This is a genomic window from Bradyrhizobium sp. BLXBL-03 (assembly GCF_051853015.1).
GTDB classification, from domain to species: Bacteria; Pseudomonadota; Alphaproteobacteria; order Rhizobiales; family Xanthobacteraceae; genus Bradyrhizobium; species Bradyrhizobium manausense.
Genome location: NZ_CP182470.1, coordinates 2,148,121 through 2,174,309 on the forward strand (window position 1 = coordinate 2,148,121; position 26,189 = coordinate 2,174,309).

At 64.0% G+C, this 26,189-nt stretch carries 29 protein-coding genes; 28 read left to right on the forward strand and 1 reads right to left on the reverse strand.

The genetic code is table 11. From position 1 onward, the window contains the following. The first annotated feature begins 4 nt into the window (after positions 1 to 4). From flgA to ACNJX9_RS10360, 28 genes are all read left to right on the forward strand, one after another. A complete protein-coding gene (gene flgA / locus ACNJX9_RS10225; protein ID WP_439408660.1) occupies positions 5 to 481 on the forward strand; it encodes a flagellar basal body P-ring formation chaperone FlgA in 477 nt (158 codons plus the stop codon). After that, positions 478 to 1,608: a flagellar basal body P-ring protein FlgI gene (gene flgI, locus ACNJX9_RS10230; RefSeq protein ID WP_439408661.1), complete on the forward strand. Its 1,131-nt coding sequence runs from the start codon at positions 478 to 480 to the stop codon at positions 1,606 to 1,608. The genes flgA and flgI overlap by 4 nt, the downstream gene beginning before the upstream one ends. 67 nt (positions 1,609 to 1,675) lie before the next feature. Then, on the forward strand, positions 1,676 to 2,431 hold the full coding sequence (locus ACNJX9_RS10235) for a MotE family protein (RefSeq protein ID WP_439408662.1): 756 nt from the start codon (positions 1,676 to 1,678) through the stop codon (positions 2,429 to 2,431). After that, positions 2,432 to 3,127: a flagellar basal body L-ring protein FlgH gene (gene flgH / locus ACNJX9_RS10240; protein ID WP_057742856.1), complete on the forward strand. Its 696-nt coding sequence runs from the start codon at positions 2,432 to 2,434 to the stop codon at positions 3,125 to 3,127. Between the two features lie 30 nt (positions 3,128 to 3,157). Next, positions 3,158 to 3,601 carry a flagellar basal body-associated FliL family protein gene (locus ACNJX9_RS10245; RefSeq protein ID WP_439408663.1) on the forward strand — a complete coding sequence of 148 codons (444 nt, stop codon included), beginning with the start codon at positions 3,158 to 3,160 and terminating at the stop codon, positions 3,599 to 3,601. Beyond that, a complete protein-coding gene (fliP, locus tag ACNJX9_RS10250; protein ID WP_439408664.1) occupies positions 3,598 to 4,338 on the forward strand; it encodes a flagellar type III secretion system pore protein FliP in 741 nt (246 codons plus the stop codon). The genes ACNJX9_RS10245 and fliP overlap by 4 nt, the downstream gene beginning before the upstream one ends. A 242-nt stretch (positions 4,339 to 4,580) precedes the next feature. Then, the gene (locus ACNJX9_RS10255; protein ID WP_057742864.1) at positions 4,581 to 5,486 is read left to right on the forward strand and encodes a flagellin N-terminal helical domain-containing protein; all 906 of its coding nucleotides are present in this window, start codon (positions 4,581 to 4,583) and stop codon (positions 5,484 to 5,486) included. 269 nt (positions 5,487 to 5,755) lie between these two features. Next, positions 5,756 to 6,664 (forward strand): flagellin N-terminal helical domain-containing protein, encoded by a 909-nt coding sequence (locus ACNJX9_RS10260; RefSeq protein WP_220004852.1) that lies wholly within the window; start codon positions 5,756 to 5,758, stop codon positions 6,662 to 6,664. A 286-nt stretch (positions 6,665 to 6,950) separates the two neighbouring features. Beyond that, positions 6,951 to 7,859 carry a flagellin N-terminal helical domain-containing protein gene (locus ACNJX9_RS10265; protein ID WP_057742869.1) on the forward strand — a complete coding sequence of 303 codons (909 nt, stop codon included), beginning with the start codon at positions 6,951 to 6,953 and terminating at the stop codon, positions 7,857 to 7,859. A 287-nt stretch (positions 7,860 to 8,146) separates the two neighbouring features. Next, positions 8,147 to 9,772: a flagellar basal-body MS-ring/collar protein FliF gene (gene fliF, locus ACNJX9_RS10270; RefSeq protein ID WP_439408665.1), complete on the forward strand. Its 1,626-nt coding sequence runs from the start codon at positions 8,147 to 8,149 to the stop codon at positions 9,770 to 9,772. Next, positions 9,769 to 10,476 (forward strand): hypothetical protein, encoded by a 708-nt coding sequence (locus ACNJX9_RS10275; RefSeq protein WP_439408666.1) that lies wholly within the window; start codon positions 9,769 to 9,771, stop codon positions 10,474 to 10,476. The genes fliF and ACNJX9_RS10275 overlap by 4 nt, the downstream gene beginning before the upstream one ends. Positions 10,477 to 10,483: 7 nt before the next feature. Continuing rightward, positions 10,484 to 11,803 carry a MotB family protein gene (locus ACNJX9_RS10280; protein WP_439408667.1) on the forward strand — a complete coding sequence of 440 codons (1,320 nt, stop codon included), beginning with the start codon at positions 10,484 to 10,486 and terminating at the stop codon, positions 11,801 to 11,803. Further along, entirely contained in the window at positions 11,800 to 12,984 is a 1,185-nt protein-coding gene (locus ACNJX9_RS10285) for a chemotaxis protein (protein WP_439408668.1), read from the forward strand. Before ACNJX9_RS10280 ends, ACNJX9_RS10285 begins: the two co-directional genes overlap by 4 nt. Then, positions 12,981 to 14,318 carry a flagellar hook-length control protein FliK gene (gene fliK, locus ACNJX9_RS10290; RefSeq protein WP_439408669.1) on the forward strand — a complete coding sequence of 446 codons (1,338 nt, stop codon included), beginning with the start codon at positions 12,981 to 12,983 and terminating at the stop codon, positions 14,316 to 14,318. Before ACNJX9_RS10285 ends, fliK begins: the two co-directional genes overlap by 4 nt. Beyond that, positions 14,269 to 14,850: a transglycosylase SLT domain-containing protein gene (locus ACNJX9_RS10295; protein ID WP_439408670.1), complete on the forward strand. Its 582-nt coding sequence runs from the start codon at positions 14,269 to 14,271 to the stop codon at positions 14,848 to 14,850. The genes fliK and ACNJX9_RS10295 overlap by 50 nt, the downstream gene beginning before the upstream one ends. 115 nt (positions 14,851 to 14,965) lie before the next feature. After that, positions 14,966 to 16,204 carry a flagellar hook protein FlgE gene (locus tag ACNJX9_RS10300; RefSeq protein WP_057742884.1) on the forward strand — a complete coding sequence of 413 codons (1,239 nt, stop codon included), beginning with the start codon at positions 14,966 to 14,968 and terminating at the stop codon, positions 16,202 to 16,204. Positions 16,205 to 16,250: 46 nt separating this feature from the next. After that, on the forward strand, positions 16,251 to 17,729 hold the full coding sequence (flgK, locus tag ACNJX9_RS10305) for a flagellar hook-associated protein FlgK (protein WP_439408671.1): 1,479 nt from the start codon (positions 16,251 to 16,253) through the stop codon (positions 17,727 to 17,729). Next, positions 17,729 to 18,775 (forward strand): flagellar hook-associated family protein, encoded by a 1,047-nt coding sequence (locus ACNJX9_RS10310; protein WP_439408672.1) that lies wholly within the window; start codon positions 17,729 to 17,731, stop codon positions 18,773 to 18,775. The genes flgK and ACNJX9_RS10310 overlap by 1 nt, the downstream gene beginning before the upstream one ends. Before the next feature lie 45 nt (positions 18,776 to 18,820). After that, positions 18,821 to 19,165: a flagellar biosynthesis regulator FlaF gene (gene flaF / locus ACNJX9_RS10315; RefSeq protein WP_057742890.1), complete on the forward strand. Its 345-nt coding sequence runs from the start codon at positions 18,821 to 18,823 to the stop codon at positions 19,163 to 19,165. After that, positions 19,165 to 19,575, forward strand: coding sequence for a flagellar biosynthesis repressor FlbT (gene flbT / locus ACNJX9_RS10320; protein ID WP_057742891.1), 411 nt, complete (start codon positions 19,165 to 19,167; stop codon positions 19,573 to 19,575). The genes flaF and flbT overlap by 1 nt, the downstream gene beginning before the upstream one ends. Before the next feature lie 14 nt (positions 19,576 to 19,589). Then, a complete protein-coding gene (flgD, locus tag ACNJX9_RS10325; RefSeq protein WP_057742893.1) occupies positions 19,590 to 20,012 on the forward strand; it encodes a flagellar hook assembly protein FlgD in 423 nt (140 codons plus the stop codon). 2 nt (positions 20,013 to 20,014) lie between these two features. Beyond that, complete coding sequence (gene fliQ, locus ACNJX9_RS10330; RefSeq protein ID WP_057742896.1) at positions 20,015 to 20,281, forward strand: flagellar biosynthesis protein FliQ; 267 nt, start codon at positions 20,015 to 20,017, stop codon at positions 20,279 to 20,281. Positions 20,282 to 20,352: 71 nt separating this feature from the next. Continuing rightward, positions 20,353 to 22,434: a flagellar biosynthesis protein FlhA gene (gene flhA / locus ACNJX9_RS10335; protein WP_439408673.1), complete on the forward strand. Its 2,082-nt coding sequence runs from the start codon at positions 20,353 to 20,355 to the stop codon at positions 22,432 to 22,434. Continuing rightward, a complete protein-coding gene (gene fliR / locus ACNJX9_RS10340; protein WP_057742901.1) occupies positions 22,431 to 23,183 on the forward strand; it encodes a flagellar biosynthesis protein FliR in 753 nt (250 codons plus the stop codon). Before flhA ends, fliR begins: the two co-directional genes overlap by 4 nt. 6 nt (positions 23,184 to 23,189) lie before the next feature. After that, the gene (locus tag ACNJX9_RS10345) at positions 23,190 to 23,609 is read left to right on the forward strand and encodes a hypothetical protein (protein ID WP_057742903.1); all 420 of its coding nucleotides are present in this window, start codon (positions 23,190 to 23,192) and stop codon (positions 23,607 to 23,609) included. Then, on the forward strand, positions 23,606 to 24,073 hold the full coding sequence (locus ACNJX9_RS10350) for a rod-binding protein (RefSeq protein WP_057742906.1): 468 nt from the start codon (positions 23,606 to 23,608) through the stop codon (positions 24,071 to 24,073). Before ACNJX9_RS10345 ends, ACNJX9_RS10350 begins: the two co-directional genes overlap by 4 nt. Before the next feature lie 44 nt (positions 24,074 to 24,117). Further along, entirely contained in the window at positions 24,118 to 24,657 is a 540-nt protein-coding gene (locus tag ACNJX9_RS10355) for a flagellar biosynthesis protein FlgN (RefSeq protein ID WP_439408674.1), read from the forward strand. Next, entirely contained in the window at positions 24,654 to 25,112 is a 459-nt protein-coding gene (locus ACNJX9_RS10360) for a hypothetical protein (RefSeq protein ID WP_439408675.1), read from the forward strand. The genes ACNJX9_RS10355 and ACNJX9_RS10360 overlap by 4 nt, the downstream gene beginning before the upstream one ends. Before the next feature lie 115 nt (positions 25,113 to 25,227). Here ACNJX9_RS10360 and ACNJX9_RS10365 read toward each other — a convergent pair whose 3' ends face one another. Continuing rightward, on the reverse strand, positions 25,228 to 25,998 hold the full coding sequence (locus tag ACNJX9_RS10365; RefSeq protein WP_439408676.1) for a response regulator transcription factor: 771 nt from the start codon (positions 25,996 to 25,998) through the stop codon (positions 25,228 to 25,230). Positions 25,999 to 26,189 lie beyond the last annotated feature (191 nt).

Sequence of the window (26,189 nt, forward strand, 5' to 3'; positions counted from 1 at the left end):
GTCCATGTTGAACTGGGTGGGCCTGATCGTGCGCGGGTTGGCCGCCGCGCTGCTGGTTCTCGACTTCGCGGGGTACGCCGCCGCGGACGAGAAGCGGCTTCCCGTGCCCGCGATGTCGATCCGCGCCGGCGAGCTGATCAGGGAAGACATGATCACCGAACGCAGCTTTGACCAGAATGCTCTCGGCGTCGCTATGTTCGTCGAAGGGCGTCAGGCCCTCGTCGGCCGGATGGCGCGGCGGGCGCTGTTGCCGGGTCAGCCGATCCCGACCAATTCGGTGGAGGACCCCTGGACCATCGCCCGCGGCGCGACGGTGAAGGTGGTTGTCGAAGACTCCGGCTTGTCGATCGTGACGTACGGATCGGCGATGCAATCCGGTGCGCCGGGTTCGCTCATCACCGTGCGAAACACCGACACTGGCGTGATCATCAGGGCCATCGTCCAGCCGGACGGCACCGTCAAGGTCGCGGACGGGTCATGACCAGAGTCCTGATCGCGCTTCTGCTGATCCTCTGCGCCGCCAGCGCCCATGCGGCCGTCCGCATCAAGGACATCGCTGACATCAAGGGCCTGCGCGAGAACCAGATCATCGGCTATGGCCTGGTGATCGGCCTCAACGGTACCGGCGACACCCTGCGCAACGCTCCTTTCACGGAACAGTCGCTGCAGTCGATGCTCGAGAACATGGGCATCAACGTCCGCAACGAGACGAGCAGCACGAACAATCAGTCGCGGCCGACGACGCTGCGCACGCGGAACGTCGCCGCCGTGATGGTGACCGCGGACCTGCTGCCCTCGATCGGGCCGGGCGAACGGATGGACGTCACCGTGTCGTCGCTTGGCGATGCGACCTCGCTGCTCGGCGGCACGCTGGTGATGACGTCGCTGCGCGCGGCGGACGGCGCGGTCTACGCAGTGGCGCAAGGTGCCGTCACAGTTGCTGGTTATAGCGTCGGGGGCCAGGCCCAGAACGTCAGCCAGGGCACGCCGACCGCAGGCCGCATTCCGAACGGCGCGCTGGTGGAGCGCGAGGTGCAGGGAAGCCTCCACGAGATGGAGTTCCTGGTGCTGGAGCTGAAGAACCCCGATTTCGTCACGGCGACGCGGATCCTCGACGCCGTCAACCGCTATGCCGGCGGCCGCTATCGTGCCCAGATTGCCTTTGAGCGCGACTACCGGACGATCGTGCTGTCGAAGCCGCGCTATGTCGGCCCGGTCCGCTTTCTCGCCGAGATCGGCGAGCTGACCGTCGAGCCCGACACCCCCGCGCGCGTCGTGATCAATGAGCGCACCGGCACGGTGGTGATCGGACGCGACGTGCGGATATCAACCGTCGCTGTCACGCATGGCAACCTGACAGTTCGCGTCACCGAGCTGCCCGTGGTGTCGCAGCCGGCGCCGTTCTCGCAAGGCCAGACCGTCGTCGTGCCCCAGACCATCGTCGAGGCCAATGAGGCCGGATCGCAGGTAGCGATCCTGAGCGGCGTCGATCTGCAGCGCCTGGTGCGCGGATTGAACCAGATCGGACTGAAACCATCCGGCATCATCGCGATCCTCCAGGCGATCAAGACCGCCGGCGCGCTGCAGGCTGAAGTCATCGTGCAATGATGCGCAAGCGTCGTGCAAGCTTGGTCGCTCAATGCTCAGGTCCTGACCGGGAATCGCACGCGGGCCGATGCTGAAGCTTGATCACAAAGCGTACCTCCTTCTGGCCACGGTGTTCGTGCTCGCGCACGCTTCGCCTGTGCTCGGGCTGGACGAACCGAAGCCGTCGAAGCCGCTCAATCTGCTCTCGTTCGCACGCGCTCGCGCGCCCGGGCCGCAGAGGTCGCATGCACAGGCAGCGTCTGTTCCAGGCGATAATTCGCGGGCCACGGCCTGGGCGGCCGAGGATGCAGGGCCCGCCACCACCGGTGCGGTGCCCGAAGCGGCCGCTGCAGCACCGGCTCCCGTTCCGGCGCGTCCGGCGAAGTCAGGCGGCGGCATGGCGCCGCCGAAGCCGGTGCCGGCACAAACCGCTGCGCCCGCGGACAACGAAGTCGCGCTGTACTGTAGCAACGTCGCCGATCCAGCCGTCGACGCCAGGCTCGCCTGGCAGCTGAAAGAGCTGGAGAAGGCCGAGAACCTGCTGCGCGAGCGGATCGCCGAAGTCGAGGCCAAGCGGGCCGAGTATGAGAAGTGGATGGCGCTCCGCGACGACTTCCTGAAGAAGGCCGAAGCCAGCGTCGTCGAGATCTACTCGCGCATGAAGCCGGACGCGGCCGCGACCCAGATCGCGGGCATGGCGGACGAAACAGCCGCAGCGGTTCTTGCAAAGTTGAGCCCGAGGAGCTCGAGCGCGATTTTTAACGAGATGGAGACCGGGCGCGCAGCGCATCTCGCTGACCTGCTCGGTGGAATGCGTCGTGTGGATGACGGGAAGACCAAGTAAATGAAGACGCCATGCCTCATCCTGTCGCTGTTGCTTCTCGCCGGGTGCTCCCATGATCCGGCAGAAATCCTGACCGGCCCGAAGCTGTCGCCCGTGGGCAGCGGCCTGAGGACGCCGGCCGAGCCTATTCCGGTGACGCCCCGCGTGCACCAGCCCGTCAGCTATCGCTCGACCTGGGACGACGGTACCGATCTCTACCGCGATCCCCGTGCGCGCCGCGTCGGCGACGTCGTGACGGTGATCATCTCGATGCAGGACAAGGCCAAGCTCGACAATAAGACCGATCGCTCTCGCGATTCGCAGATCCAGTTCGGGTTGAACTGGCTGATGGACGTCGCAGGATGGAAGGACAAAGGCCAGGCCAACGCCAATCTCAACACCAATACGCAGATCAAAGGCAACGGGCAGATCGACCGCTCCGAAGACATCAAGCTTTCCATCGCGGCCGTCGTCACCGACGTGCTGCCGAACGGAAACATGATGATCAGCGGCTCGCAGGAGTTCGGCATCAACACGGAGATGCGCGTGCTCAATGTCGGCGGCATCGTGCGTCCACGGGATATTTCGCGAACCAACACGATCTCCTACGAGAAGATCGCCGAGGCGCGCGTGTCCTATGGTGGTCGCGGAAATCTGTCTGACGTGCAGCAGCCTGGTTGGGGACACCGGATCTATGATGCAGTGGCACCGTTCTGAGGCTCGCGCGTCGTGGGAGCGGGGGGCGTCATGCGCCTGATCGCGGCCGTCGTCGTGCTGACCCTGATCGCGATAGGCGCCGGCGCGCTTGCTGGCCTGCATCTGTTCGCCGCCGCCGAGCGCGTCGCCGATGCAAAGAAGGGCGCTACCCCGCCGCCGGTCGCGTCGAGCTATTCGGGAAGCGCGCGGCTGAGAAAGCTGTCACCGATCGTGACCAATCTTGCGGCCCCAGCCAACAACTGGGCCCGGGTCGAGGCCTCCATGGTGACCGACAGCATGAGTGACGAGGACGCCGGCATCCTCGCTGCCCATATCAGCGAGGACATCGTCACCTATCTCCGCTCGGCCTCGGTCACGCAGTTCGAAGGCACGCGAGGGCTTCAGCATCTGCGCGACGATCTGTCCGAACGCGCCAGCATCCGCTCGTCCGGCAAGGTCCGCGAATTGATCATTGAGACGTTGGTGATCCAGTGAAATTGAGAATCCTGCTGCTCGCATTGCTGCTGGTCGTGCTGCCCGAAGTGGCATTCGCCCAGATTCCGGACCTCAACTCGCTGCTGCCGCCAGGCAACGGCTCGACCAGTGGCCGCATCATCCAGCTCATGGCGCTGCTGACGGTGCTGTCCGTCGCACCGGGACTGCTCATCATGGTCACGAGCTTTACCCGCTTCGCCGTCGCGCTGTCGTTCCTGCGCGCCGGGCTCGGTCTTCAGACGACGCCTCCGAATCTCGTGCTGATCAGCCTCGCACTGTTCATGACCTTCTACGTCATGGCACCGACTTTCGATCGGGCCTGGGAGACCGGCGTGCAGCCGCTGATGAAGAACGAGATCTCGGAGGAGGACGCCTATCTGAAGATCAGCGATCCGTTCCGCGAGTTCATGCTGGCACACGTCCGGGACAAGGATCTGCAGACGTTCGAGTCGCTCGCAGCAGAAAGCTTTCGCAAGAAGTTCGACGACAAGCGCATCGACATGCGCGTCATCATCCCGGCCTTCATGATCTCCGAGCTCCGGCGTTCGTTCGAGATCGGTTTCCTCATCATCCTGCCGTTCCTCGTCATCGACATGATCGTGGCGACGCTGACCATGTCGATGGGCATGATGATGATGCCGCCGTCGATCCTCGCGCTGCCGTTCAAGGTGCTGTTCTTCGTGCTGATCGACGGCTGGAATCTGCTTGCTTCCGGACTGGTACGATCCTTCTCGTGAGGGCGATCACCGGCCCACGAGAATCGTTAAGGTTAGTAAAGAGTAATATTAACCATATGATTTTGCTGATGAATTCAATCCAGCTTTAATCCGGAAGCAAGATTCGGCGTGCTAGCACTGCGGCACGGCGGGTTGGACCCTATCCACATCAGTCCAAAGGCATGATGCCGCCCCTCCGTACCGGTGGAAGCCCGGTATGTCCCCTCGTGAAAATGTAACGCGTACATAAAGGGACATTCGCAATGTCAAGCCTGCTTACGAACTCGACCGCCATGACCGCACTCCAGACCCTGCGGTCTGTGAGCTCCCAACTCGCCAACACGCAGACCCGCATTTCCACCGGCCAGCGCGTCTCGACCGCCTCCGACAACGCCGCCTACTGGTCGATCGCGACCTCGATGCGCGCCGACAACGCTGCGCTCTCCGCGGTCTCAGATTCGCTCGGTCTGTCGGCCGCGACGGTCGATACTGAATATACTGCTCTGACCTCTGTTGTCGGTGACAGCAACGGCGGCCTGACCAAGCTGCAGTCGCTGCTGGTGGAAGCCAAGACGGCTGGTATCGACCGCACCAAGATTCAGGCTGACGTCACCCAGATCCAGCAGCAGATGCAGGCGACCGCGGCTGCGGCGACCTTCAACGGCGTGAATTGGCTGAGCACGACGACGGCAACGCCGACGACGGTCAACCTGGTGTCGTCCTATTCGCGCGTTGGCGGCACGCCGACCACCGGCTCCATCGCCCTGACCGTCGCCAACTACTCGCTCTATACCTCGTCGACCAGCGGCATCCTGGACAAGGTGAGCGGCGGTTCGTCGGTCAACACGATCGACATCAGCACGCTGACGGACTCGGCGGCTGACCAGACCACGCTCGATGGCTACATCGCGCAGGTCACTGGTGCGATCAACTCCGTGGCTTCGGCCGCGGCGAATCTCGGTGCCGTGAAGAACCGTATCTCGACCAACACCGACTTCGTGAAGTCGCTGATGGACTCGGTGAGCCGCGGTATCGGCCAGCTCGTCGATGCCGACATGAACCAGGAGTCCACCCGTCTGTCGGCCCTCCAGGTCCAGCAGCAGCTCGGCGTCCAGGCGCTCTCGATCGCCAACAGCAGCAGCCAGAGCATCCTCTCGCTGTTCCGCTAGGTCCGACGACAATCTGAGGGGCCGCGCTTCTCGCGAAGCGCGGCCCTTTCGTTTGAAGCAACGTCAAGCGCACGCCGAAACTTTGGCTTCGCTGTTGCGGCGAAGACACAGAGCCACAAGCCTCGCACAAGCTTCGAGCGTTACGGTCGCCGTACGACAGGTTGGGCCCTCAACGCTCTTGCGCAGCCCAAAGGCATGACGCCGCCCTGTCGTACCGGTGCAAGTCCGGTATGTCCCCAAAACAACTCGATCTTCAAAGGGACATCAAAATGGGTTCTAGCCTTCTCACCAACTCCGCCGCCATGACCGCGCTGCAGACGCTGCGCAACGTCAGCTCCAGCCTGCAGACCACGGAAAACCGCATCTCGACCGGCCAGCGCGTCGCCACCGCGTCGGACAACGCAGCCTACTGGTCGATCGCAACCTCGATGCGCGCCGACAACGCCGCGCTCTCCGCGGTCTCCGACTCGCTCGGTCTGTCGGCTGCGACCGTCGACACCGAATATACCGCTCTGACCGCGGTTGTCGGCGACAGCACCGGCGGCCTGACCAAGCTGCAGGCGCTGCTGGTCGAAGCCAAGACCGCCGGTATCGATCGCACCAAGATCCAGGCCGACATCACCCAGATCCAGCAGCAGATGAAGGGCACCGCCAATGCGGCGACCTTCAACGGCGTGAACTGGCTGAGCACGACGACGGCGACGCCCGCGACCTTCGACCTGGTGTCGTCGTTTTCGCGCGTCGGTGGCACGCCTACCATCGGCTCCATCACGCTGACGATCTCCAACTATTCGCTCTACACCTCGTCCACCAGCGGCATCCTCGACAAGGTGAGCGGCGGTGCATCGGTCGACACGATCAGCATCTCAACGCTGACCGATTCGGCCGCGGACCAGACCACGCTCGATGGCTACATCTCGCAGGTCACCACCGCGATCAACTCGGTAGCCTCGGCCGCTGCCGACCTCGGCGCCGTCAAGAACCGCATCGCAACCAATACCGACTTCGTCAAGACCCTGATGGACTCGGTGAATCGCGGTGTCGGTCAGCTCGTCGACGCCGACATGAATGCGGAATCCACCCGCCTTCAGGCGCTTCAGACCCAGCAGCAGCTCGGCGTCCAGGCGCTCTCGATCGCCAACCAGAACAGCCAGAGCATCCTCTCGCTGTTCCGCTAACCCTGAACACGACCTGAGGGAGCCGCGCTTCTGGCGAAGCGCGGCTCTTTTCATTTGGGTGCGTTGTTGGCGTGCCGGAAAGATCTCGACTTCGCCCTCGAACTGCCGCTCCTCCCCAGTGCAGTTACGGCGCCACAAGCTTCGCGCAAACTTCGCGTGCTATCGCCGCCGTTACGGCAGGTTGAGCGCGCTTTTTTGCAGCCCAAAGGCATGATGCCGCCCGGTCGTACCGGTGCAAGCCCGGTATGTCCCAACAATTTCAAGTCGTTTTCAGGGGACGTCAAACATGAGTTCTAGCCTTCTCACCAACTCCGCAGCAATGACCGCGCTGCAGACGCTGCGCAACGTCAGCTCCAATCTGCAGACCACCGAAAACCGGATCTCGACCGGCCAGCGCGTCGCCACCGCGTCGGATAACGCCGCCTACTGGTCGATCGCGACCTCGATGCGCGCCGACAACGCCGCGCTCTCCGCCGTCTCCGACTCGCTCGGTCTGTCGGCTGCGACCGTCGACACCGAATACACCGCGCTGACCGCCGTTGTCGGCGACAGCACCGGCGGCCTGACCAAGCTGCAGTCGCTGCTGGTGGAGGCCAAGACCGCCGGTATCGACCGCACCAAGATCCAGGCCGACATCACCCAGATCCAGCAGCAGATGAAGGGCACCGCCGCGGCGGCGACCTTCAACGGCGTGAACTGGCTGAGCACGACGACGGCGACGCCCGCGACGTTCGACCTGGTGTCCTCGTTTTCGCGCGTCGGTGGCACGCCGACCATCGGCTCCATCACGCTGACGATCTCGAACTACTCGCTCTACACCTCGTCCACCAGCGGCATCCTGGACAAGGTGAGTGCCGGCGCATCGGTCGACACGATCAGCATCTCAACGCTGACCGACTCGGCAGCCGACCAGGCCACGCTCGACGGTTACATCACGCAGGTCACGGCCGCGATCAACTCGGTAGCCTCGGCTGCCGCCGACCTCGGCGCCGTCAAGAACCGCCTCGCGACCAACACCGACTTCGTCAAGACCCTGATGGACTCGGTGACCCGCGGTGTCGGCCAGCTTGTTGACGCCGACATGAACGCGGAATCCACCCGCCTGCAGGCGCTCCAGACCCAGCAGCAGCTCGGCGTCCAGGCGCTGTCGATCGCCAACCAGAATAGCCAGAGCATCCTCTCGCTGTTCAAGTAAGCCTCGGCTTCGAAAGCGACCGTGCTCCCTTGGGAGCACGGTCCCGCCTCGACCGGCGGACGTGACGGCACATGACGTGCCCGCAATTGATTTCCTGACGCCAGACGTCAAAGCGACGTGTCGTTCGCGCGGGCGCTCGCTCGTTGCCGTTGAGCCGGTTGCGACGTCTGAACTTCCTGCAAAATTGCAACGCCTCGCCTGCGAAGCGACTTATTCGCATGCTCGCGCAACCCTCAGACAAGGTTGGCAGCGGAGTGTCCTTGCCATCCGCATTGGTACGAGGTCACATGCTCAGTCGCGCGCAGCTACAGCAGCTGCTCAACAATCTGCTGGAACTTGGGCCGCGACGTCTGATGGCCTTGGGATTGATCGGCTTCGCCGTCCTCGTCACCGTGGTCGGCGGCGCCTATTATCTGAGCCGTCCGGAATACGAAACGCTTTATACCGGCCTCACGCGCGAAGACGTGACACGCATCGGGGCTGCGCTGCGCGAGCAGAACATCACCTTCGATATCAGCGCGGCCGGTGATGCCGTCTCGGTGCGACCGAGCCAGACCGCGCAAGCGCGAATGCTGCTCGCCGAGAAGGGGCTGCCGACCAGCGCCAATTCCGGTTACGAGCTGTTCGACAAGATCGGTTCGCTCGGGCTGACTTCATTCATGCAGGAGGTGACAAAGCTGCGTGCACTCGAGGGCGAGATTGCGCGCACCGTGCAGCTGATGAAGGGCGTCAAGGCGGCACGGGTGCACATCGTGATGCCGGTACGCGGCTCGTTCCGCGCGACGCAGCAGCCGCCTTCCGCGTCGGTGGTGCTGCGCACCGACGGTGCGATCGAGGCGCGGACGGCGCAGTCGATCCGCCACCTCGTCGCGGCCGCCATTCCCGGCATGACGCGCGACAAGGTCACGGTGCTCGATGCCGACGGCTCGATGCTGCTGGCGGAGGAAGACGAGGCCAGCGCCGCGCCGACCAAGATGGCGAGCCTTCAGAAGACCGTCGGCGGAATGGTGCAGGAGAACATACGCAAGGCGCTGACGCCCTATCTGGGGCTGGACAATTTCGAGGTCAGCGTCGCGCCCCAGCTCTCGACCGACAAGCGCCAGATCAACGAGACGGTCTACGATCCGGAGACACGCGCCGAGCGTTCCGTACGCAACGTTCGCGAAAACGAGAAGTCATCGAACGCCGATCGCTCGACGCCGACGACGGTCCAGCAAAACCTGCCGGACCAGCAGGTCAATGCCGGCGGCACCAAGAATTCCAGCGAAGACAAGACCCGCCGCGAGGACGTCACCAATTTCGAGGTCTCGTCCAAGACCACGACGACGGTCAGTGACGGCTACTCGGTCAAGAAGCTCTTCATCGCCGTGCTGGTCAACCGGGCTCGGCTGGTCGCCGACCTCGGCGACAAGACCAACCAGGCCATCGTCGACAGCAAGCTCGGCGAGATCAGCCAGCTGGCGGCAACCGCCGGCGGACTGGACAAGACCCGCGGCGACCAGATCCAGGTGACGGCGGTCGACTTCGTGGAGGGCTCGCGCGATCTGGCGCCGGTGCCGCCGATCAGCTTTGTCGAGATGATGAACAAGCAACTCGGCAGCGTGATCAATGCGGTGACCATCCTGGCCGTCGCTTCGATGCTGGTCTGGTTCGGGCTCCGGCCGGCGGTCAACGGCATCCTGACCCATCGTGCAGCGCAGGAACAGAGCGAGGCGGCCGAAGCCGCTGAACTCGAAGCTGCCACGGCGCTCGCTTTGGCTGAGAGCCACGACCCCGAGCTCAATCTCGTCGAGGACCTCGAAGGCAAGATGCAGCGTACGCCGCAGAAGCGGCTCGAGCAGATCGTCCGCCTCGATCAGATGCAGGCGGCAGCAATCCTTAAGGACTGGATGCGACGCGAGGAGGCGGCATGAACGCGGCAATCGGAAAACTCCTGACGCAATTCGACGCCAACGGCCGGGCCAAGTCACCTCCGGCTCCGCTGCCCAAGGTCCAGGACGTGCTGACGAAGCAGAAGGAGGTTCGGCGCGAGCCGCAGCCTCAACCGCAGCGCGGGGAACGCCAGGCACAATCGCAGCCGCAACTTCAATCGCCGCCGCCGGCGTCTGCGCCGGAAGCAGCACCGCTGAACCTTCTCGAAGACGCCTATCGGCGCGGCCATGCTGCCGGTGTTGCGGAGGGTGAAGCCAAGCTCGCCGAAGAGCGGGTCCGCAGTGCGATCCGGCTGGGAGAGGAGCGGGCCAAATGGTCCGACCAGCAGGCCGTCGCGATCGTCAACGGCTTCGACGCGGCCTGCCGCGAGATCGAGAGCAACATCGCAAGCACGGTGGCTCGGATATTGCTGCCGTTCCTCGCTGAAGCGGTCCGCGACAAGGCGATCGGATCCCTGGTCGAGCAGATCGCGGCGTTGACCTCGAACTCGCCCGTGTCGGTGTTCCGCGTCACCGGCCCCAGCGAGCTCATCGACCTCGTCAGGGCACAACTCAATCTGGCCGGCCGCACCGGTGTCGAATACCAGTCGGCCGACACCGTCGAGGTCCGCGTCCTTGCCGATCAGACCACGATCGAGACGCGGATCTCGACCTGGGTCGACCGGCTGAACGAGGCGCGCCGGTAGTTGCACCATGGAGGAGGTCAAGCACGAGCTGGTCATCATCCGCAGGCGGAGCGCCTTCGAGGACGAGAAGGCGCACGGCGGCGTCTGGAAGATCGCCTACGCGGACTTCATGACCGCGATGATGGCGTTCTTTCTGGTGATGTGGCTGCTCAACGCGCTGAATCAGGATCAGAAGCAGATTGTCGCAAGCTACTTCAATCCGATCAAGCTCGCCGAGAACGCGCCCGCGCCCAAGGGGCTCAAGGATCTCTCAAAGAAGGAGTCGACGCCGTTCGAGGGGCAGGACGGCCGGCGCAAGCCGGCCGGGCCGAACGAGGAGCGCCGCGGTGATTCGCCGACGGAAGAGAAGCCCCCCTTCTACGAAGAGAAGGTTCTGTTCCGCGATCCCTATGCGACTCTCGCCGAGATCGCGACCAGCGCGAACCAGGCCTCGGGCCAGCGGCGCGCCGGGGCTTTGACGTCCGCGGAGGAGGACGGCCTCAAGGGCGGCGATGCCTATCGCGATCCGTTCGATCCCGGCTACTGGAAGCTCGCGCCCGAGGCTTCGAAGGAAGCTGACAGGATCATGGAAGGCGAGCCGAAGGCGAGTGCTTCGGCACGCGACAATCCGGCCAGCACAAATCAGGGCGAGCCGCGTCGCGGCAGGACCGATGATGCCGGCGGCATTATGGCCCCCGACGCTCAGGCGTCGTCCACGAGCATATCGCCGCTGCTGCCGCCGGGTCCGGCGCCATCACCGTCTGCGCGCGAGGCCGCCATGCAGCCGAGCCCGCAAGCGAACCTTCATGCCAACGCGACGCCGCAGGCGCGCCCGACCGATGTCCCGAAGGAATCGGAGCCGCGCGACGCCACCCAGGCCCAGCAGCCGACCGTGAAGCAGCTCCAGTCCGCGATCGCCGACGCGCTGTCGGACATCAAGGCCGGCGCCGGCCCGGTGGCCGAGGTGCGCCAGGTCGAGGAAGGCCTGCTGGTCAGCCTCACCGACGATGCGAGCTTTGGCATGTTCGCCGTCGGCTCGGCGGAGCCGCGGCCCGAGCTCATTCGCGTCATCGACAAGATCGGCCCGCTCATCGCAAAACGTCGCGGGATGATCATCGTACGCGGTCACACCGACAACAGGCCCTACAAATCTGACAATTACGACAATTGGCGGCTGTCCACCGCGCGCGCACAGATGGCTTATTACATGCTGGTCCGCTCCGGTATCGATGCCCAGCGGATCGAGCATGTCGAAGGCTATGCCGACCGTCGTCCGAAGCTTCCAAACGATCCTGCGGCCGCGCAAAATCGACGGATCGAGATCCTGATCCGGGAGAAGCGTCCTTGACCAGACCGCTGCTCCGCACCGTTCTGTTGGTGCTGTTGTCGCTGGCCGCGACCAGGGCCCTTTCCGATCCGGCGCCTCCGTCCGGCGAGCCTTATGAACTCGTCCGCGCGCTGCAGGCGGTACAAGACGGCATCGCCCGTGGCGATACCGCGGCGCATGGCAGCCACATCGCGCTGATCCGGCAGATCGGCGAAAAATTTCTTGCCGCCGATCCGAACGTGTGGAGCAACCCGCAGAACGGGCAGGCGGTCGTGATCTACCTGCTGTCCGGCGGCGCGCCGCAGATCGTTCGCAAGCTGCCGCGCGACAAGATCAGTGTCGACAAGGCGCTGTTCGACGGCGCGCTCGCTTATGTCGAGGGACGGCAGGACGAGGCGAGGGAGCTGCTCAAGGACGTCAAGCCGCGCACGATTTCGTCCGGCATGGGCGGGCAGGTGGCGCTGGTCCAGGGCGCGCTGTTCGCCCGGTCAGAGGCCTCGCTCGCGATCGAGCGTCTGGACGACGCACGCCTGCTGCTGCCCGGCACGCTGGTCGAGGAGGCGGCACTGCGGCGCGAGGTCCTTCTGGTCGGGCAGGCCGAGGACTTCGACAAGTTCGAGTTCCTGACGCTGGCCTATATTCGCCACTACCGCAATTCGGTCTATGCCGGCGATTTCTGGCAGCGTTTCTCCACGGGCCTGACACAATCGAATCTTGCGCTGGACGATCGTCGCTTTGCACGGGTCGCGGCGCTGCTGGAACATGTCGACCGCGCCAGCCGCCTAAAGCTGTATCTGGTGATTGCGCGCGGTGCGTTGATCCGCGGCAAGCTTACAGTCGTCAGCCTTGCGGCCGAGCGGGCGCTGACGCTCAGCGCCGATGCCGCGCCCGATCGGGAACGCGCACATTTCTATCGCGGCGCATCCCGCGCGCTGACCGACGAATATGACGGCGGTTTCGCCGAGCTGAGGGCGCTCGACCGGTCGAAGCTGGCAGAGCGCGATGTCCTGCTCCTCAACGCAACCCTCCAGCTCGCGCTCGACATTCGCAAGCCGGTCACGGGACCGGCGTCCGTCATGACGGCCGACAAGCCACCGCCCACGCCGGCACGGATCGATCTTGCCTCGTCCAACGCGACGCTCGCACGCGCAAAGTCGCAGCTCGGCGAACTGGAGCTTCTCACCAGGGATCATCGCCCATGACCAAGCTCACTGGAACCTCCGGGCAGCTCTTCGCCGGTCTCGCCGAAAGCCTTGCGCGCGGGGTGACCCGGTCGACGAAAGGTGTGGCAACACCGGGCACTAAAACCGCCGACGATTCCTCGTTTCACGATCTGCTCCACACCGTCTCAAACATGGCCAAGCGGGCTTTGGACGATCAGGAAACCGATACGGCCACCGATGCGACCACCAAAGTTGCCCCGGCGCGCCCGCGCGTGAGACAGTTGAGCGAGCCTGGCACGTCGAAGGATGAACCGGTGCACGAACGCACCGAGGAGACCAGATCGTCGAACAAGCAGGAGCAGGTCGATCCGGTAGCGAAGGCTGATGTCTCGCCCAGATTGGGCCTCCCCGCGATGCTGGGGCAGGAGCTCGCTGCCGCGCAGGCGGCGGCAATGCAGACACCACAGCCGTCCGGCGACAAGAAGGAGACGTCGGCCCGGGACGAGCGTCCGTCAGTGGCAAAGCAGGGCATCGGCGACGCAAGGGCGGCGGCAGACGTCGCCGGATCCACCGCCGCGCCTTCGTTTGTGGCGCGTTCCGGCGGCGACACGTCCCTCGCGCATGGGCAGGCGGCCGCAGGTGCACAGGCTGCAGCGATGCCGCAGGGAAGTGCCGCTCCGACGGATGCCATGCCGGCAACACCGGGCTTCGAAGCCGTCGCGGCGAATGTCGAGCGCGCCGCAAAGTCCGCGGGCCGCGACGCCTTGCCTGAGACGACCAAGGTCACGGTCGTCCAGCAGGAGACTCATCTGCCTCCCGTGGGGCCGTTCAGCGCGACCCAACAGGTGGCGAACGCCGTGGTGTCCGAGCTCAAGAGTTCACCCGCGCCGGCCGCGTCCGCCGCGACGGATCTCTTGGGCACGCAGAACAATGCCCCGGATCAGCCGCTCAAGATCCTCACCGTCAATCTCGAGCCGCCTGATCTCGGCAATGTCACCATGCGTCTGCGTCTCGTCGGCAACGAGGTCTCGGTTCAGCTCGCCGCCGAACGCAAGGACACCAGCACGATGCTGGATCAGCAGCGCGATCAGATCCGCGACCTGATGCAGTCGGCAGGATATGTCGCCGACGTCGCGCCGGTGCAGCACGGTTCGCTCGACGGGTTCCAGTCGGGATCTGGCCAGTCGCAGCCGCATCTCTCCGGCCAGCAACAGCAATCATCGCAGTCGCAAGGCGCGTTCGACGGTGCAGGCACGTCCGGCCAGTCCGACGGCGGCGCCAGGCAAGCCCGCCAAGACCAGCAGCCCAACCAGGAGGCACGCCATGATCAGGACGTGGCGCCACATACTCGTCGCGGCCCTGTTTATTTGTAATGTCGGCGCCGCCGCGGCGGCGACTGACACTGCGCGCCCTTGCGAGCGCGAGATGGCGCGCGCCTCGCAGCAGCACGGAATTCCGCTCGGCATCCTCTATGCGGTCGGTCTCACCGAGACCGGCCGCCGCGGCGCGCTCTATCCTTATGCATTGGGCGCCGAAGGGCAGACCGTGTTCGCCAAGGACATGGACGATGCGATCGCGAATTTCGAGGCGATGCGGGCCAGGGGCATCAAGCTGATCGATCTCGGCTGCATGCAGATCAATCACTATTTTCACGGAGACAAATTCGCGTCGGTGCGGGCGATGTTCGATCCGGCGGAGAATGTCGACTACGCCGCGCGTTTCCTGAAAGAGCTGAAGCAGCGCGAGGGAAGCTGGACCATGGCGGTCGCCCGCTACAATGCCGGTCCCAACAATCAACCGGCGCAGAAGCGCTACGTCTGCCACATCGTTGCGCATCTCGTCTCCAGCGGCTTCGGCGCGTGGACCGACAAGGCGCGCTCGTTCTGTCAGCCCAAGACGACATGAAACGACGACCTGAGATGGCGAGGCACGACATCAAGTTGTGCATCGCCACCAACCATCAGCCCCGCGCAAGCAAGACCCCGCATTGTAATTCCAATCTGCCAAAGGAGCCCACTACATGAGCCTGTATGGTGTTATGCGCACCGGCGTTTCCGGGATGAACGCGCAGTCCAACAAGCTGTCGACGGTCTCGGACAACATCGCGAACGTCAACACGGTCGGCTACAAGCGGGCTTCGACGGAATTCTCCTCGCTGATCCTGAAGAGCGGCTCCGGCAACTACGACTCCGGCGCGGTCGAGACCACGGTCCGCTACGCCATCACCGATCCCGGCAATCTCCAGTTCACGACCTCGACGACGGACCTCGCGGTCCAGGGCAACGGCTTCTTCGTCGTGCAGGATGCGAACGGCAACAACTTCCTCACGCGTGCCGGCTCATTCGTGCCCGACAGCACCGGCAACCTCGTCAACACCGCCGGCTTCCAGTTGATGGGCTACAACATCCAGAACGGCGCCGTCCCCAACGTGGCCGCCAATGGCTTCGGTGGCCTCCAGGTCATCAACGTCAACCAGATGGCGTTGCAGGCCTCGCCCTCGACCAAGGCGACCGTGGCGGCCAATCTGGATCCGAGCGCGGCGATTGTCGCTGCTCCGGCGGCTGCCGCTGGTCCGGGCAACTACACGTCGAAGACGTCGATGGTGACCTACGACAACATCGGCAACGCCGTGACGCTCGACGTCTATGCCGCGAAAACCGCTGCGAACACCTGGGACATCGAAGTCTACAACGGCGCAGCCTTGCTGACGGGTGGTCCCTCGGCTGCGACCAGTTTCACCTTCAACGTCACGGCGGCCGGAAAGGGCGCGCTTGCCGCAGCGAGCCCCAAGACGCTCGCGTTCACCGTCCCCGGCGGTTCGGCCTTCACCATGGACCTCTCGGCCATGACCCAGGTTGCCTCCAGCTTCGACTTCAAGGCGACCGTTGATGGCAACGCGCCGTCCTCCGTCGAGAAAGTCAACATCGACAGCAAGGGCGTGGTGAGCGCTGTGCTCAAGAACGGCACCCAGTTGCCAAGCTTCCAGGTTGCGCTCGCAACCGTGCCGAGCCCGGATCACATGACGCCGGAGGTCGGCAATGTCTATTCGCCGAACCTTGATTCCGGAAACGTGCAGGTCGGTCTGGCCGGGCAGGGTGGCCTCGGAACCATCCAATCCGGCGCTCTCGAAGACTCCAACGTCGATCTTGCGAGCGAGCTGACCGACATGATCTCGGCGCAGCGCGGCTTCACCGCGAACTCGAAATCATTCCAGACCGGCGCAGATCTGCTTGACGTCGTCGTCAACCTGAAGCGCTGAGTAGGTCAACGCCGATTCCGGGCAAGAGAACGTTCAAGAGCACGCCATGTCCCTTACCTCAGCCCTCGATTCGGCCCGCAACTCGCTCATGGCGTCGGGCATCCAGTCCTCGACGATCTCGCGCAATATCGCCGGTGCCGGTTCGACCGGCTATTCGCGCAAGATCACCGAGCTGGATAATCTTCCCGGCGCCGGCGTTTATGTCGCGGCGATCCAGCGCGCCGCCTCTTCGGGCCTGTACAGCAACGTCCTGACCGCGACCTCGGCAGCCGCAACGCAGAGCGCGATCTATGCCGGTCTCCAGAAGATCGCCGCTGCCACGGTGGACGATCCGCAGCTCGACCAGTCGCCGACGGCGCAGCTCAACGCGCTGAAGCAGGCGCTGCAGCAATATGCCAACGCGCCCGATAACACCACGCTGGCTCAGGCCGCCGTCACCTCCGCCAAAGACATGGCGACCGCGCTCAACCAGGCGACCGAGACCGTGCAGTCGGTGCGCGAGGGTGCGGACGCCGACATGAAAACGTCGGTCCAGAACATCAACCAGCTGCTCTCCCAGTTCCAGACGGTAAATACGGCGATCGTGAAGGGTACAATCGCCGGAGACGACGTGACTGACTATCTCGACCAGCGCGACAGCATCGTCTCGCAATTGTCGCAGGAGGTCGGCGTCACGATGACGATCCGCACCAACGGCGATGCAGCCCTCTACGCCGACAGCGGTGCGGTGCTGTTCGACAAAACGGCGCGGGCGGTAACTTTCGCTCCCACCACATCGTATTCGGCGAGCATCACGGGTAACGCGGTCTTCATCGACGGCGTGCCGGTGACCGGCGCCAATTCGGTGATGCCGATCAAGTCCGGCAAGCTTGCCGGACTCGCCCGACTGCGCGACAGCGACACGGTCACCTATCAGAGCCAGCTCGACGAAATCGCCCGCGGCCTGATCAATGCTTTCAAGGAAAGTGACCAAACGGCCGCTGCGCTGCCCAACGTTCCCGGTCTCTTCACGTACCCTGGCGCGCCGACGATGCCCGCGAGCGCCACCGTCTCGGTGGGCCTCGCCGGCACGATCTCGGTCGCGGCGTCGGTCGATCCCGCCTTGGGTGGCAACCCGAATTTGCTGCGCGACGGTGCCATCAGCGGGAACCCGGCCTATAACTACAACATTGCGGGCAACGGCGGCTTTTCGGCCCGGCTGCAGCAGCTCATCGGCAACATGGATGCCTCGCAGCCGTTCGATGCGACAACGCAGGGCAAGCCGAACGGCAGCCTGATCGACTACGCATCGTCGTCGACCAGCTGGATCGAGAACCAGCGCAAGGCCGCCAACGACAGCTCTCAATATCAGAACACGCTGCTGGACCGCAGCACGACGGCGCTGTCGAACGTCAACGGCGTCAACATGGACGACGAGATGTCGTTGATGCTCCAGGTCGAGCGCACCTATTCGGCGTCCTCCAAGATCATTTCGACCGTTGACCAGATGTTGCAAGCCTTGCTAGCCGCCGTGGGGAATCCGTGATGATGAGCGCCAACTACATTTCCACCCTCGTGCTACACTCGTCCCTGCGGTATTCGATCACGAACAACCAGGCGGCGCTGAGCAAAGCGTCGACGGAAGCGACCACCGGCCGCTTCGCCGATGTCGGCCTGCAGCTCGGGGCGACGACGGGGGGCGACGTCACCTTGCGGGCGGACCTCAGCTTCGCCGACCAGCTCGTCGATACCAACGGCTTGGTCGGGGGACGCCTGGACGTGACCCAGGACCGCATCACCCAGCTCGGGTCGACCGCTACTGATTTCCTCAAGGACCTGATTGCGGCCCGCAGCACCGATGGTGGCGGGCGGATCATCCTGCCGCCGGCGTCCTCCAATCTCCAGGACCTGATCGGCGCACTGAACGTCTCCTACAATGGCTCGTTCCTGTTCTCGGGCATCAACACGCAGACCCAGCCGATCACGCCTTACCAGGCCGGCTCGGCCAGCAAGAACAAGGTCGATGCCGATTTCCTTGCGGCCTTCGGCTTCACGCAATCCTCGGCCAGCGTGAACACCATTACGCCGGCCCAGATGCAGACATTCCTCAACGGTCCCTTCGACGCCGAGTTCGCAAGTCCTGCCTGGAACACCAACTGGTCAACGGCCACCGACCAGGTCATGCAAAGCCGCATCTCGACGACGGAGATCGCCGATACATCCGTCAGCGCCAACCAGACCGGTTTTCGCAAGCTCGCCGAGGCTTATACGATGATGGCCGATCTCGGGAACGCGAACCTCGACCAGTCGACGTTCCAGGTGGTGGTGGACAAGGCCATCGGCCTCGTCGGCAGCGCCATCACCGACCTCGCAACGCTGGGCGGCGACATGGGCACGGTCCAGCAGCGGATCACCAACGCGACCGACAAGCTGAAGACTCAGAAGGACATTCTGAACAATCAGATCGTCGGCATAGAGAAGGTCGATCCGACCGAAGCGTCGGTACGCGTCAACACGCTGCAGACCCAGATCCAGACGGCGCTCGCACTGACCTCGCAGCTCCAGAAGATCAGTCTCATCAACTATCTCTGAGCACGAGCCGCTTACGCTTTCAGTTTCCTGCGCAGAGTATTACGGATGACTTTTGAAGCCTATGAGACGGTCGTTGAAGACAGCGGCCATGAGGCGCGAGGGCGCGAGCGCCAGGCGCTCAGCCTCGGCATCGACCGGCTGGAGCGGCTCCAGCGGGAGTGTTTCAGCATTGAGGATCAGGTTCAGAGCCTGCTCTATGTCCGGCGGCTGTGGACCATCTTCATCGAGGATCTGGCACATCCCGAGAACGGCCTGCCCGAGCAGCTGCGCGCCGACATCATCTCGATCGGCCTGTGGGTCGTCAAGGAAGCCGATCGCCTTCGCGAGGAAAGATCGAACGACGTGGCGCAGCTCGTCGAAATCAACCGCCTGATACGAGACGCGCTTTAATGAAGATCTCCTTGCGAGCGGGCGAACGGGTCTACATCAACGGCGCGGTGTTGCGCGTGGACCGCAAGGTCTCGCTCGAGCTCGTCAATGATGTGATGTTCCTGCTGGAAGGGCAGGTGATGCAGGCTGCCGACGCCACCACGGCGATGCGCCAGCTTTATTTCATCGTTCAGCTCATGCTGATGAACCCGACGGATGTCGGCGCCGCCGCCTCCCTCTATGGGCAGCACCACGCGGCCCTGCTGGCCGTTTGTGAGAACCGCGAGATGCTGGACGGGCTCGCCGCGATCGACGAGATGGTCGGCGGAACCCGCTACTTCGAGGCGCTCAAGCGGATCCGGGCGCTGTTCCCTCTCGAGGAGGCGATCCTGGCCGGCACCACCACCAAATCTCCATTCAAGGCTGCCTGACAGCGGAGAGGCCCATGAACGTTCCCAGCGCGACCGATACCACGAGCACCAATTCGACCAGCTCGACCTCGTCCAGCTCGACGCCGTCAAGCAGCGGAGTCGACTACAACACCTTCCTCCAGCTCCTCATCGCCGAGATGAAGAACCAGGATCCGACCAATCCGACGGATACGTCACAATACATGAGTCAGTTTGCCCAGCTGTCGACGGTCGAGCAGGCCATGCAAACCAACACGAAGCTGGATGCGCTGCTGTCCTCCCAGTCGCTGTCGCAGGCGGACGGGCTGATCGGAAAGAATGTCAGCTTCACCGACTCGACCGGAGCGACGTTCACCGGCAAAGTCGCTTCGATCTCGATCAACAGCAACGGCTCCGTCGCGACCCTCCAGGACGGCACCAAGGTGGCGGTCGGCCCCGGTCTGACGATCAGCAACTAACCATGAACGAGCGGGACGCCCTCGACCTCGTCCAGGCGGCGATCTGGACCATCCTCGTTGCCTGCGGACCCGCCGTCGGCGCGGCGATGCTGGTCGGCATCGTCATTGCGCTGATCCAGGCCCTGACCCAGATCCAGGAGGCGACGCTGACCTTCGTTCCGAAGATCATCGTCATCCTGGTGGTCGTGGCCATCTCCGGCTCCTTCATCGGCGCCCATCTCTCCACCTTCACCGAGATGGTCTATGCGCGGATCGAGCACGGCTTCTGATCCGCCGGCCACCACCCTCGCGTAAGCTTTGCGGGGCAGATTGCAGGGCGGACCCTGCTGCCCGGTGACCTATGGCCGATACGTTAGCTGCTAGCCTGCCGAATCCGCGACGCTTCGGCGCGGACGCCGTCTTCGCTGGCGGTATCGTGACCATGCTCACGATCCTGTTCCTGCCGATCCCTCCCATCCTGATCGACCTCGGCCTCGCTTTTTCGATCGCCCTGGCGGCGCTGATCCTGATGGTCGCGTTGTGGATCCAGCGGCCGCTCGATTTTTCCACCTTCCCGACCGTGCTCCTCATCGCGACGATCCTGCGGCTCGCACTCAACGTCGCAACCACCCGCCTGATCCTGTCGCGCGGCGGAGAGGGAGAGACCGCTGCCGGCCACGTCGTCGCCGGCTTCTCGAAGTTCGTCATGGGCGGCGACTTCGTCATCGGATTGATCATTTTCGCGATCCTGGTCACGGTGAATTTCGTCGTGATCACCAAGGGCGCAACGCGTATCGCCGAAGTCGGCGCGCGCTTCACCCTGGACGCCATCCCCGGCAAGCAGATGGCCATCGACGCGGACCTCTCTGCAGGCCTGATCGATGACAAGGAAGCCCAACGCCGGCGCCGCGAGCTCGAAGAGGAGAGCTCCTTCTTCGGCGCGATGGACGGTGCCTCGAAATTCGTGCGCGGCGATGCCATCGCCGGCCTGATCATCACGGCGATCAACATTTTCGGCGGCATCATCATCGGTGTCACTCATCACGGTCTGACCCTGTCTCGCGCCGCCGACGTCTACACAAAACTCTCCGTCGGCGACGGTCTGGTCACGCAGATGCCGGCACTGATCGTGTCGCTGTCGGCGGGTCTGCTGGTGTCCAAGGGCGGCACCAGAGGCTCGGCGGAGCAGGCGGTGCTGCGGCAGCTCGGCGGCTATCCACGCGCGGTGTCTGCCGCCTCCTTAATGATGTTCGTGCTTGCCTTGATGCCGGGGCTGCCGATGGCACCGTTCGTGCTTCTGGGCGGCGTCATGGCCTTCGTCGGCTACTCGCTGCCGAAGCGGCAGGCGGCCGCGAAGCAGAAGGAGGATGCGCGCAAGGCCGAAGAGCGCGCCCAGAACGACGCCAAGGAATCGGTCAAGGAATCGCTCAAGACCGCCGAGGTCGAGCTGTCGCTCGGCAGCCATCTGTCGGTTCACCTGCTCGGCTCGCGCAACGAGCTTGCCCACCGCGTCGCCAAGATCCGCAAGAAATTCGCCAAGCAGTACGGCTTCGTCATCCCCGAGATCAAGCTGTCGGACAATCTGGCGATCGACCCCAAGGGATACCAGATCCGGATCCACGACACGCGCGTCGCCCATGGCGAACTCCGCATCGGCGAGGTGATGGTGCTGGTGGACAAGGACGGCAAGCCCGACGTGCCCGGTGACGAGGTGATCGAGCCCGCCTTCGGCATGAAGGCGCTGTGGGTGACGGAAGCCTTCACCGAGGAGGTCAAGCGGCAGGGCTGCAAGCCGGTCGACAATTTGTCGGTGCTGCTCACGCATCTCAGCGAAGTGCTGAGGGCAAATCTGTCGCAGCTGCTGTCCTACAAGGACATGCGCGCACTGCTCGACCGACTCGAACCCGAATACAAGCGCCTTGTCGACGATCTCTGCCCGTCGCAGATCTCCTATTCCGGCCTGCTGGCGGTCCTGAAGATCCTGCTGGGTGAGCGGGTGTCGATCCGGAATCTGCATCTGATCCTCGAGGCGATCGCCGAGATCGCGCCGCATGTCCGGCGCTCCGAGCAGGTTGCCGAGCACGTGCGGATGCGGCTGGCCCAGCAGATCTGCGGCGACCTCTCCGACAACGGCGTGCTCAACGTCCTTCGCCTCGGCAATCGCTGGGATCTCGCGTTCCATCAGAGCCTGAAGCGCGACGCCAAGGGTGACGTCGTCGAGTTCGACGCCGATCCTCGGCTGATCGAGCAGTTCGCGACCGAAGCCAGCGCCGCGGTCCGGAAGTTCACCGAGGACGGCACCAGTGTGGTGCTGGCGGTGACGCCGGAGGCCCGACCCTATGTGCGCATGATTTTGGAGCGGGTGTTCCCGACCCTGCCGATCCTGTCGCATGTCGAGGTCGCTCGCAGCGCCGAGATCCGGGCGCTCGGAGCCATTTCGTGATCATCGGCCTCACTGACCACGTGCTCGTCACGTTCATCGTGTTCTGCCGCATCGGCGCCTGCCTGATGCTGGTGCCCGGCTACTCCAGCGTGAACGTTCCGCCGCAAATCCGCCTGTTCGTCGCCCTGGTCACGACCTTCGCGCTGGCGCCGATTCTTGTCGCCATCCTGAAGCCGCTCGTCGACGGCGCCTCGCCGCCTTCGCTGGCGCTGCTGATCGGCACAGAGCTTCTGGTCGGCGGCGTCATCGGTCTCGGCGGGCGTGTGTTCTTCCTCGCGCTCCAGACCATGCTCACCGTGATGGCGAGCGCGATCGGGCTCAGCAGCATCCCGGGCACGCCCGTCGGCGACACCGATCCGGCGCCGCCCGTGGTGCCGCTGATCATGGCCGCCGTCACCACGCTGTTCTTCCTGACTGATCAGCACTGGCAGGTGTTGCGCGGGTTGATGAACTCCTACGACGTCTGGCATCCCGGCGAGAAGCTGACCGGCGAGATGGCGCTGAACCAGCTGGTGAGCCGTCTCGCCGACGCGTTCGTGCTGACGCTGCGGATCACCAGCCCCTTCATCGTCTATTCCGTCATCGTCAATTTCTCGGTGGGTCTCATCAACAAGCTGACCCCGGCGATACCGGTCTATTTCGTCTCGGTGCCATTCGTCCTGTTCGGTGGTTTCCTGCTGCTCTATCTCACCAGCGACGAGCTGCTGGCGCAATTCATGCTGGGCCTGTCGTCATGGCTGGCGGGATGATGGGTCATGACCTCGCGCGCGGACAAGCTCGGTCGAATCGTCTCGCTGATCAAGCTTCAGCTCCGGCTGTCCGAATGGCAGCTCTCACAATTGCGGCAACAGGAGCAGACCATGCAGGATGAGCAGGCCTGGCTGGTGGGAACGCTGAACGAAGGCAAAACGCCGGCCGGATCGTCCAGCGATTCGATTGCGCGGCGCCTCAACAGGACCAGCGTCGGCGCTCGCGCCGTGCAGGAACGCGCCGCGATGCAGCTCGACAAGGTCCGCTCGGAGACCCGGCGTGTGAAGCAGCTCGAGGAGGTCGCCAGGGCGGCGCTCGCCGACAAGCTGCGCGCCGCAGAGAAGCGCTCGCTCGAAGACATGATGGGAATACACGCCGCCGCGCGCGATCTGACGCCGCGGCCAACCACCCGGGCCAAGACATGATCGTAACACCGACATCCGACCTCGTTCTTGATGTCCTCGACGCCGCCGATCCGGTGACGCAGCGGATGGCGACGGCGAAGCTGGAGTCGCTGAGATCGTCGGGCGTCGATTTTGCTGCGACGATGGATGCGACGGCCAGCAAGGCGGCCGATCAATCCGCCGCAAGTGTGACGGAGGCGCAATCGGGGTTGGTGAACGGGCCGCCGGTGCAGGTGATCAAGAAGCCTGGCCCGGACGAGGTCTATCGCAAGTTCGAAGCGTTCATTCTCCAGACCTTCGTCGAGACGATGCTGCCGAAGGAGTCTGACGAAGTATTCGGCAAGGGCACCGCGGGCGGCATCTGGAAATCGATGCTGGCCGAGCAGCTCGGCGCCCAGCTCGCGAAGGGCAAGGGGATCGGAATTGCCAAGCAGCTCGCGGCCGCGCATCCGGCAGGCCCGGAGGCCGCGGGCAAGTCGGACTGATGGATATTGGACCTGGGTGACGAAAGTTGAGGGGTGGATTTGCTATGCAGGTAGAACAAGGCGCGACGGCCCAGGTGATGGAGCAGCCGGTCATTGAGCAACACGTCCTCGACATCGAGGCCCTGACGGAGGCTGCGCCGAGCGACGTTCTGTTGCCTGCGCTCCTGCCTCGTGTCGCCAGCGACATGACGCCCGACGACCCTGAAGCGGCGAGGTTGGAGGTGGTGCGGTCCGAAGAGGTCCGCGGATTGCTGATCGCAATTCGCCGGCTCGAAACCATTGTCGAGGAGGAGACTGTCGCGCTCGCCACCGGACAGAAGGTCGACTTCGACGACTTCAGCGCCCGCAAGAGCCGGAGCATGCTCGAATTCGTCCGCCTGATGCGGGCGCGGATGCATCTCGGCAGCGAAACCGAGATCACCGAGGAAATTCAGCGGCTGCGCGAGAAGCTCGAGCGAAACCGCTCTCTCCTCGAAATGCACTACGACGCCGTGCGTGAAGTCGCGAGCATCATCCTCAGGGCGATCAAGGAAGCCGAATCGGACGGCACGTACACCGGTCGCGCAGCGCAGGACAGAAAATGATCAAGCTGGTGCTGGCCGGGCTCTGGGTATGCATCCTCACCGCGGGGACGAGCTATGGGGTTGCCTATTGGAAGGAAAATGGCAGCCTGCTGCCCGCGAAGGACGAATATCTTGAAGGGCTGCAATACCAGAAGACGCGGGCGCTGAGCGTGCCCATGGTCGAGGGCGGCGCTGTGCAGGGCTACATCGTCGCGCGCTTCGTCTACACAGTTGAGGCGAAGACCATGCACCAGCTGACCGTTCCGCCGGAGGCATTCGTCGTCGACGAGGCCTTCCGCAGGATCTACGCTGACGACAAGCTCGATTTCAGGAAGCTTGCCCGTTACGATCTCTCCGTCCTCACCTCGGCGATCAAGCAGCGCGTCAACGAGCGGATGCAGGCCGACATCGTCCAGGACGTCCTGGTCGAGGACTTCAACTACGTCTCCAAGGAAGAATTCCAGCAGAAGCCGTAGCGCGCCTGTCCGCGAAACCGCGCAGGCCTGACGATATCCCGGCTGTGAAAAACAACCGGCCCCTGCGGGAGCTTCCCGCAGGGGCCGGGGGTCGTTTGCGAGCCGGCTTGCCGCGTCAGTTGCCGGCCGGGTAGGCCGCAGGCGCGGCATGAGCCCGGTTCAGGAGGATGCCGACCTCGTCGAGCTCCTGCATCGGCTCGTCGATCGTCTCATTGGCCGGGATGTTGAGCCGGTATCCGACATAGCGGCGGGCCACGATCGCGTCGAAACCGAGGCGGTCGCGGAGCTTCTTGCGTAGCTTGCTGACGTGACTTTCGATCACGCTCTCGTCGAAGGTGGATTCAAAGATGCCGTAGACCGCGTTGAAGATCTGCGTCTTGGTGATCCATTTGCCGTGGTTGCTGACCATATATTCGAGGATGCGCAGCTCGCGGCGGGGCAGCGTCAGGGCGTGGCCCGCGATTTCGGGGTCACGTCCGTTGAAGAAGACCTGGATCCTGGTCTCGCAGGGCCTTGGCAACTCTCCGACCCGGCGGCGAGCGATCGCGGCCGTTCGGGCGAGGATCTCACGCAGATGGATCGGTACGTGGACGACGTCGTCCACACCGGATTCGAACAGCTCCAGCGTATTCTTGAGCATCTTTTGGCCGCTCATGGCGATGATCGGAGCCGCAGACCGCTTGCGCATCGCCCGCGGCAGGCTTCCGCGGGCATCGCAGTCCCCCAGAAGGAAGGCATCGACGGCTGCAAGGTCCGATTCACTCGCGGATTGCAGCCAGTCCCAGAATTCTCCGGAGGAGAAGCCGATCGACGATACGCCTTCGCGAACGAGCCCTCCTACGTAGCTGTTCGTGACGCTCTCGCGATCATCAACGATAATATACATCAGTCTTTCGCCCCTGTTTCGCACTTGCTGTAGCCGGGAGGTTTGTTGTGATGCCCCGGTTCGGCGGCCATGCTGTTTGACGATATTCCCTCCCGCGAACCGTTATTGTGGTCTCGACATTCGCGGGCAGCCCTACGCATTCAGTGCCCACATGTGTGGGCCTGCTACTTCGACTCGATACTGAACGCTTA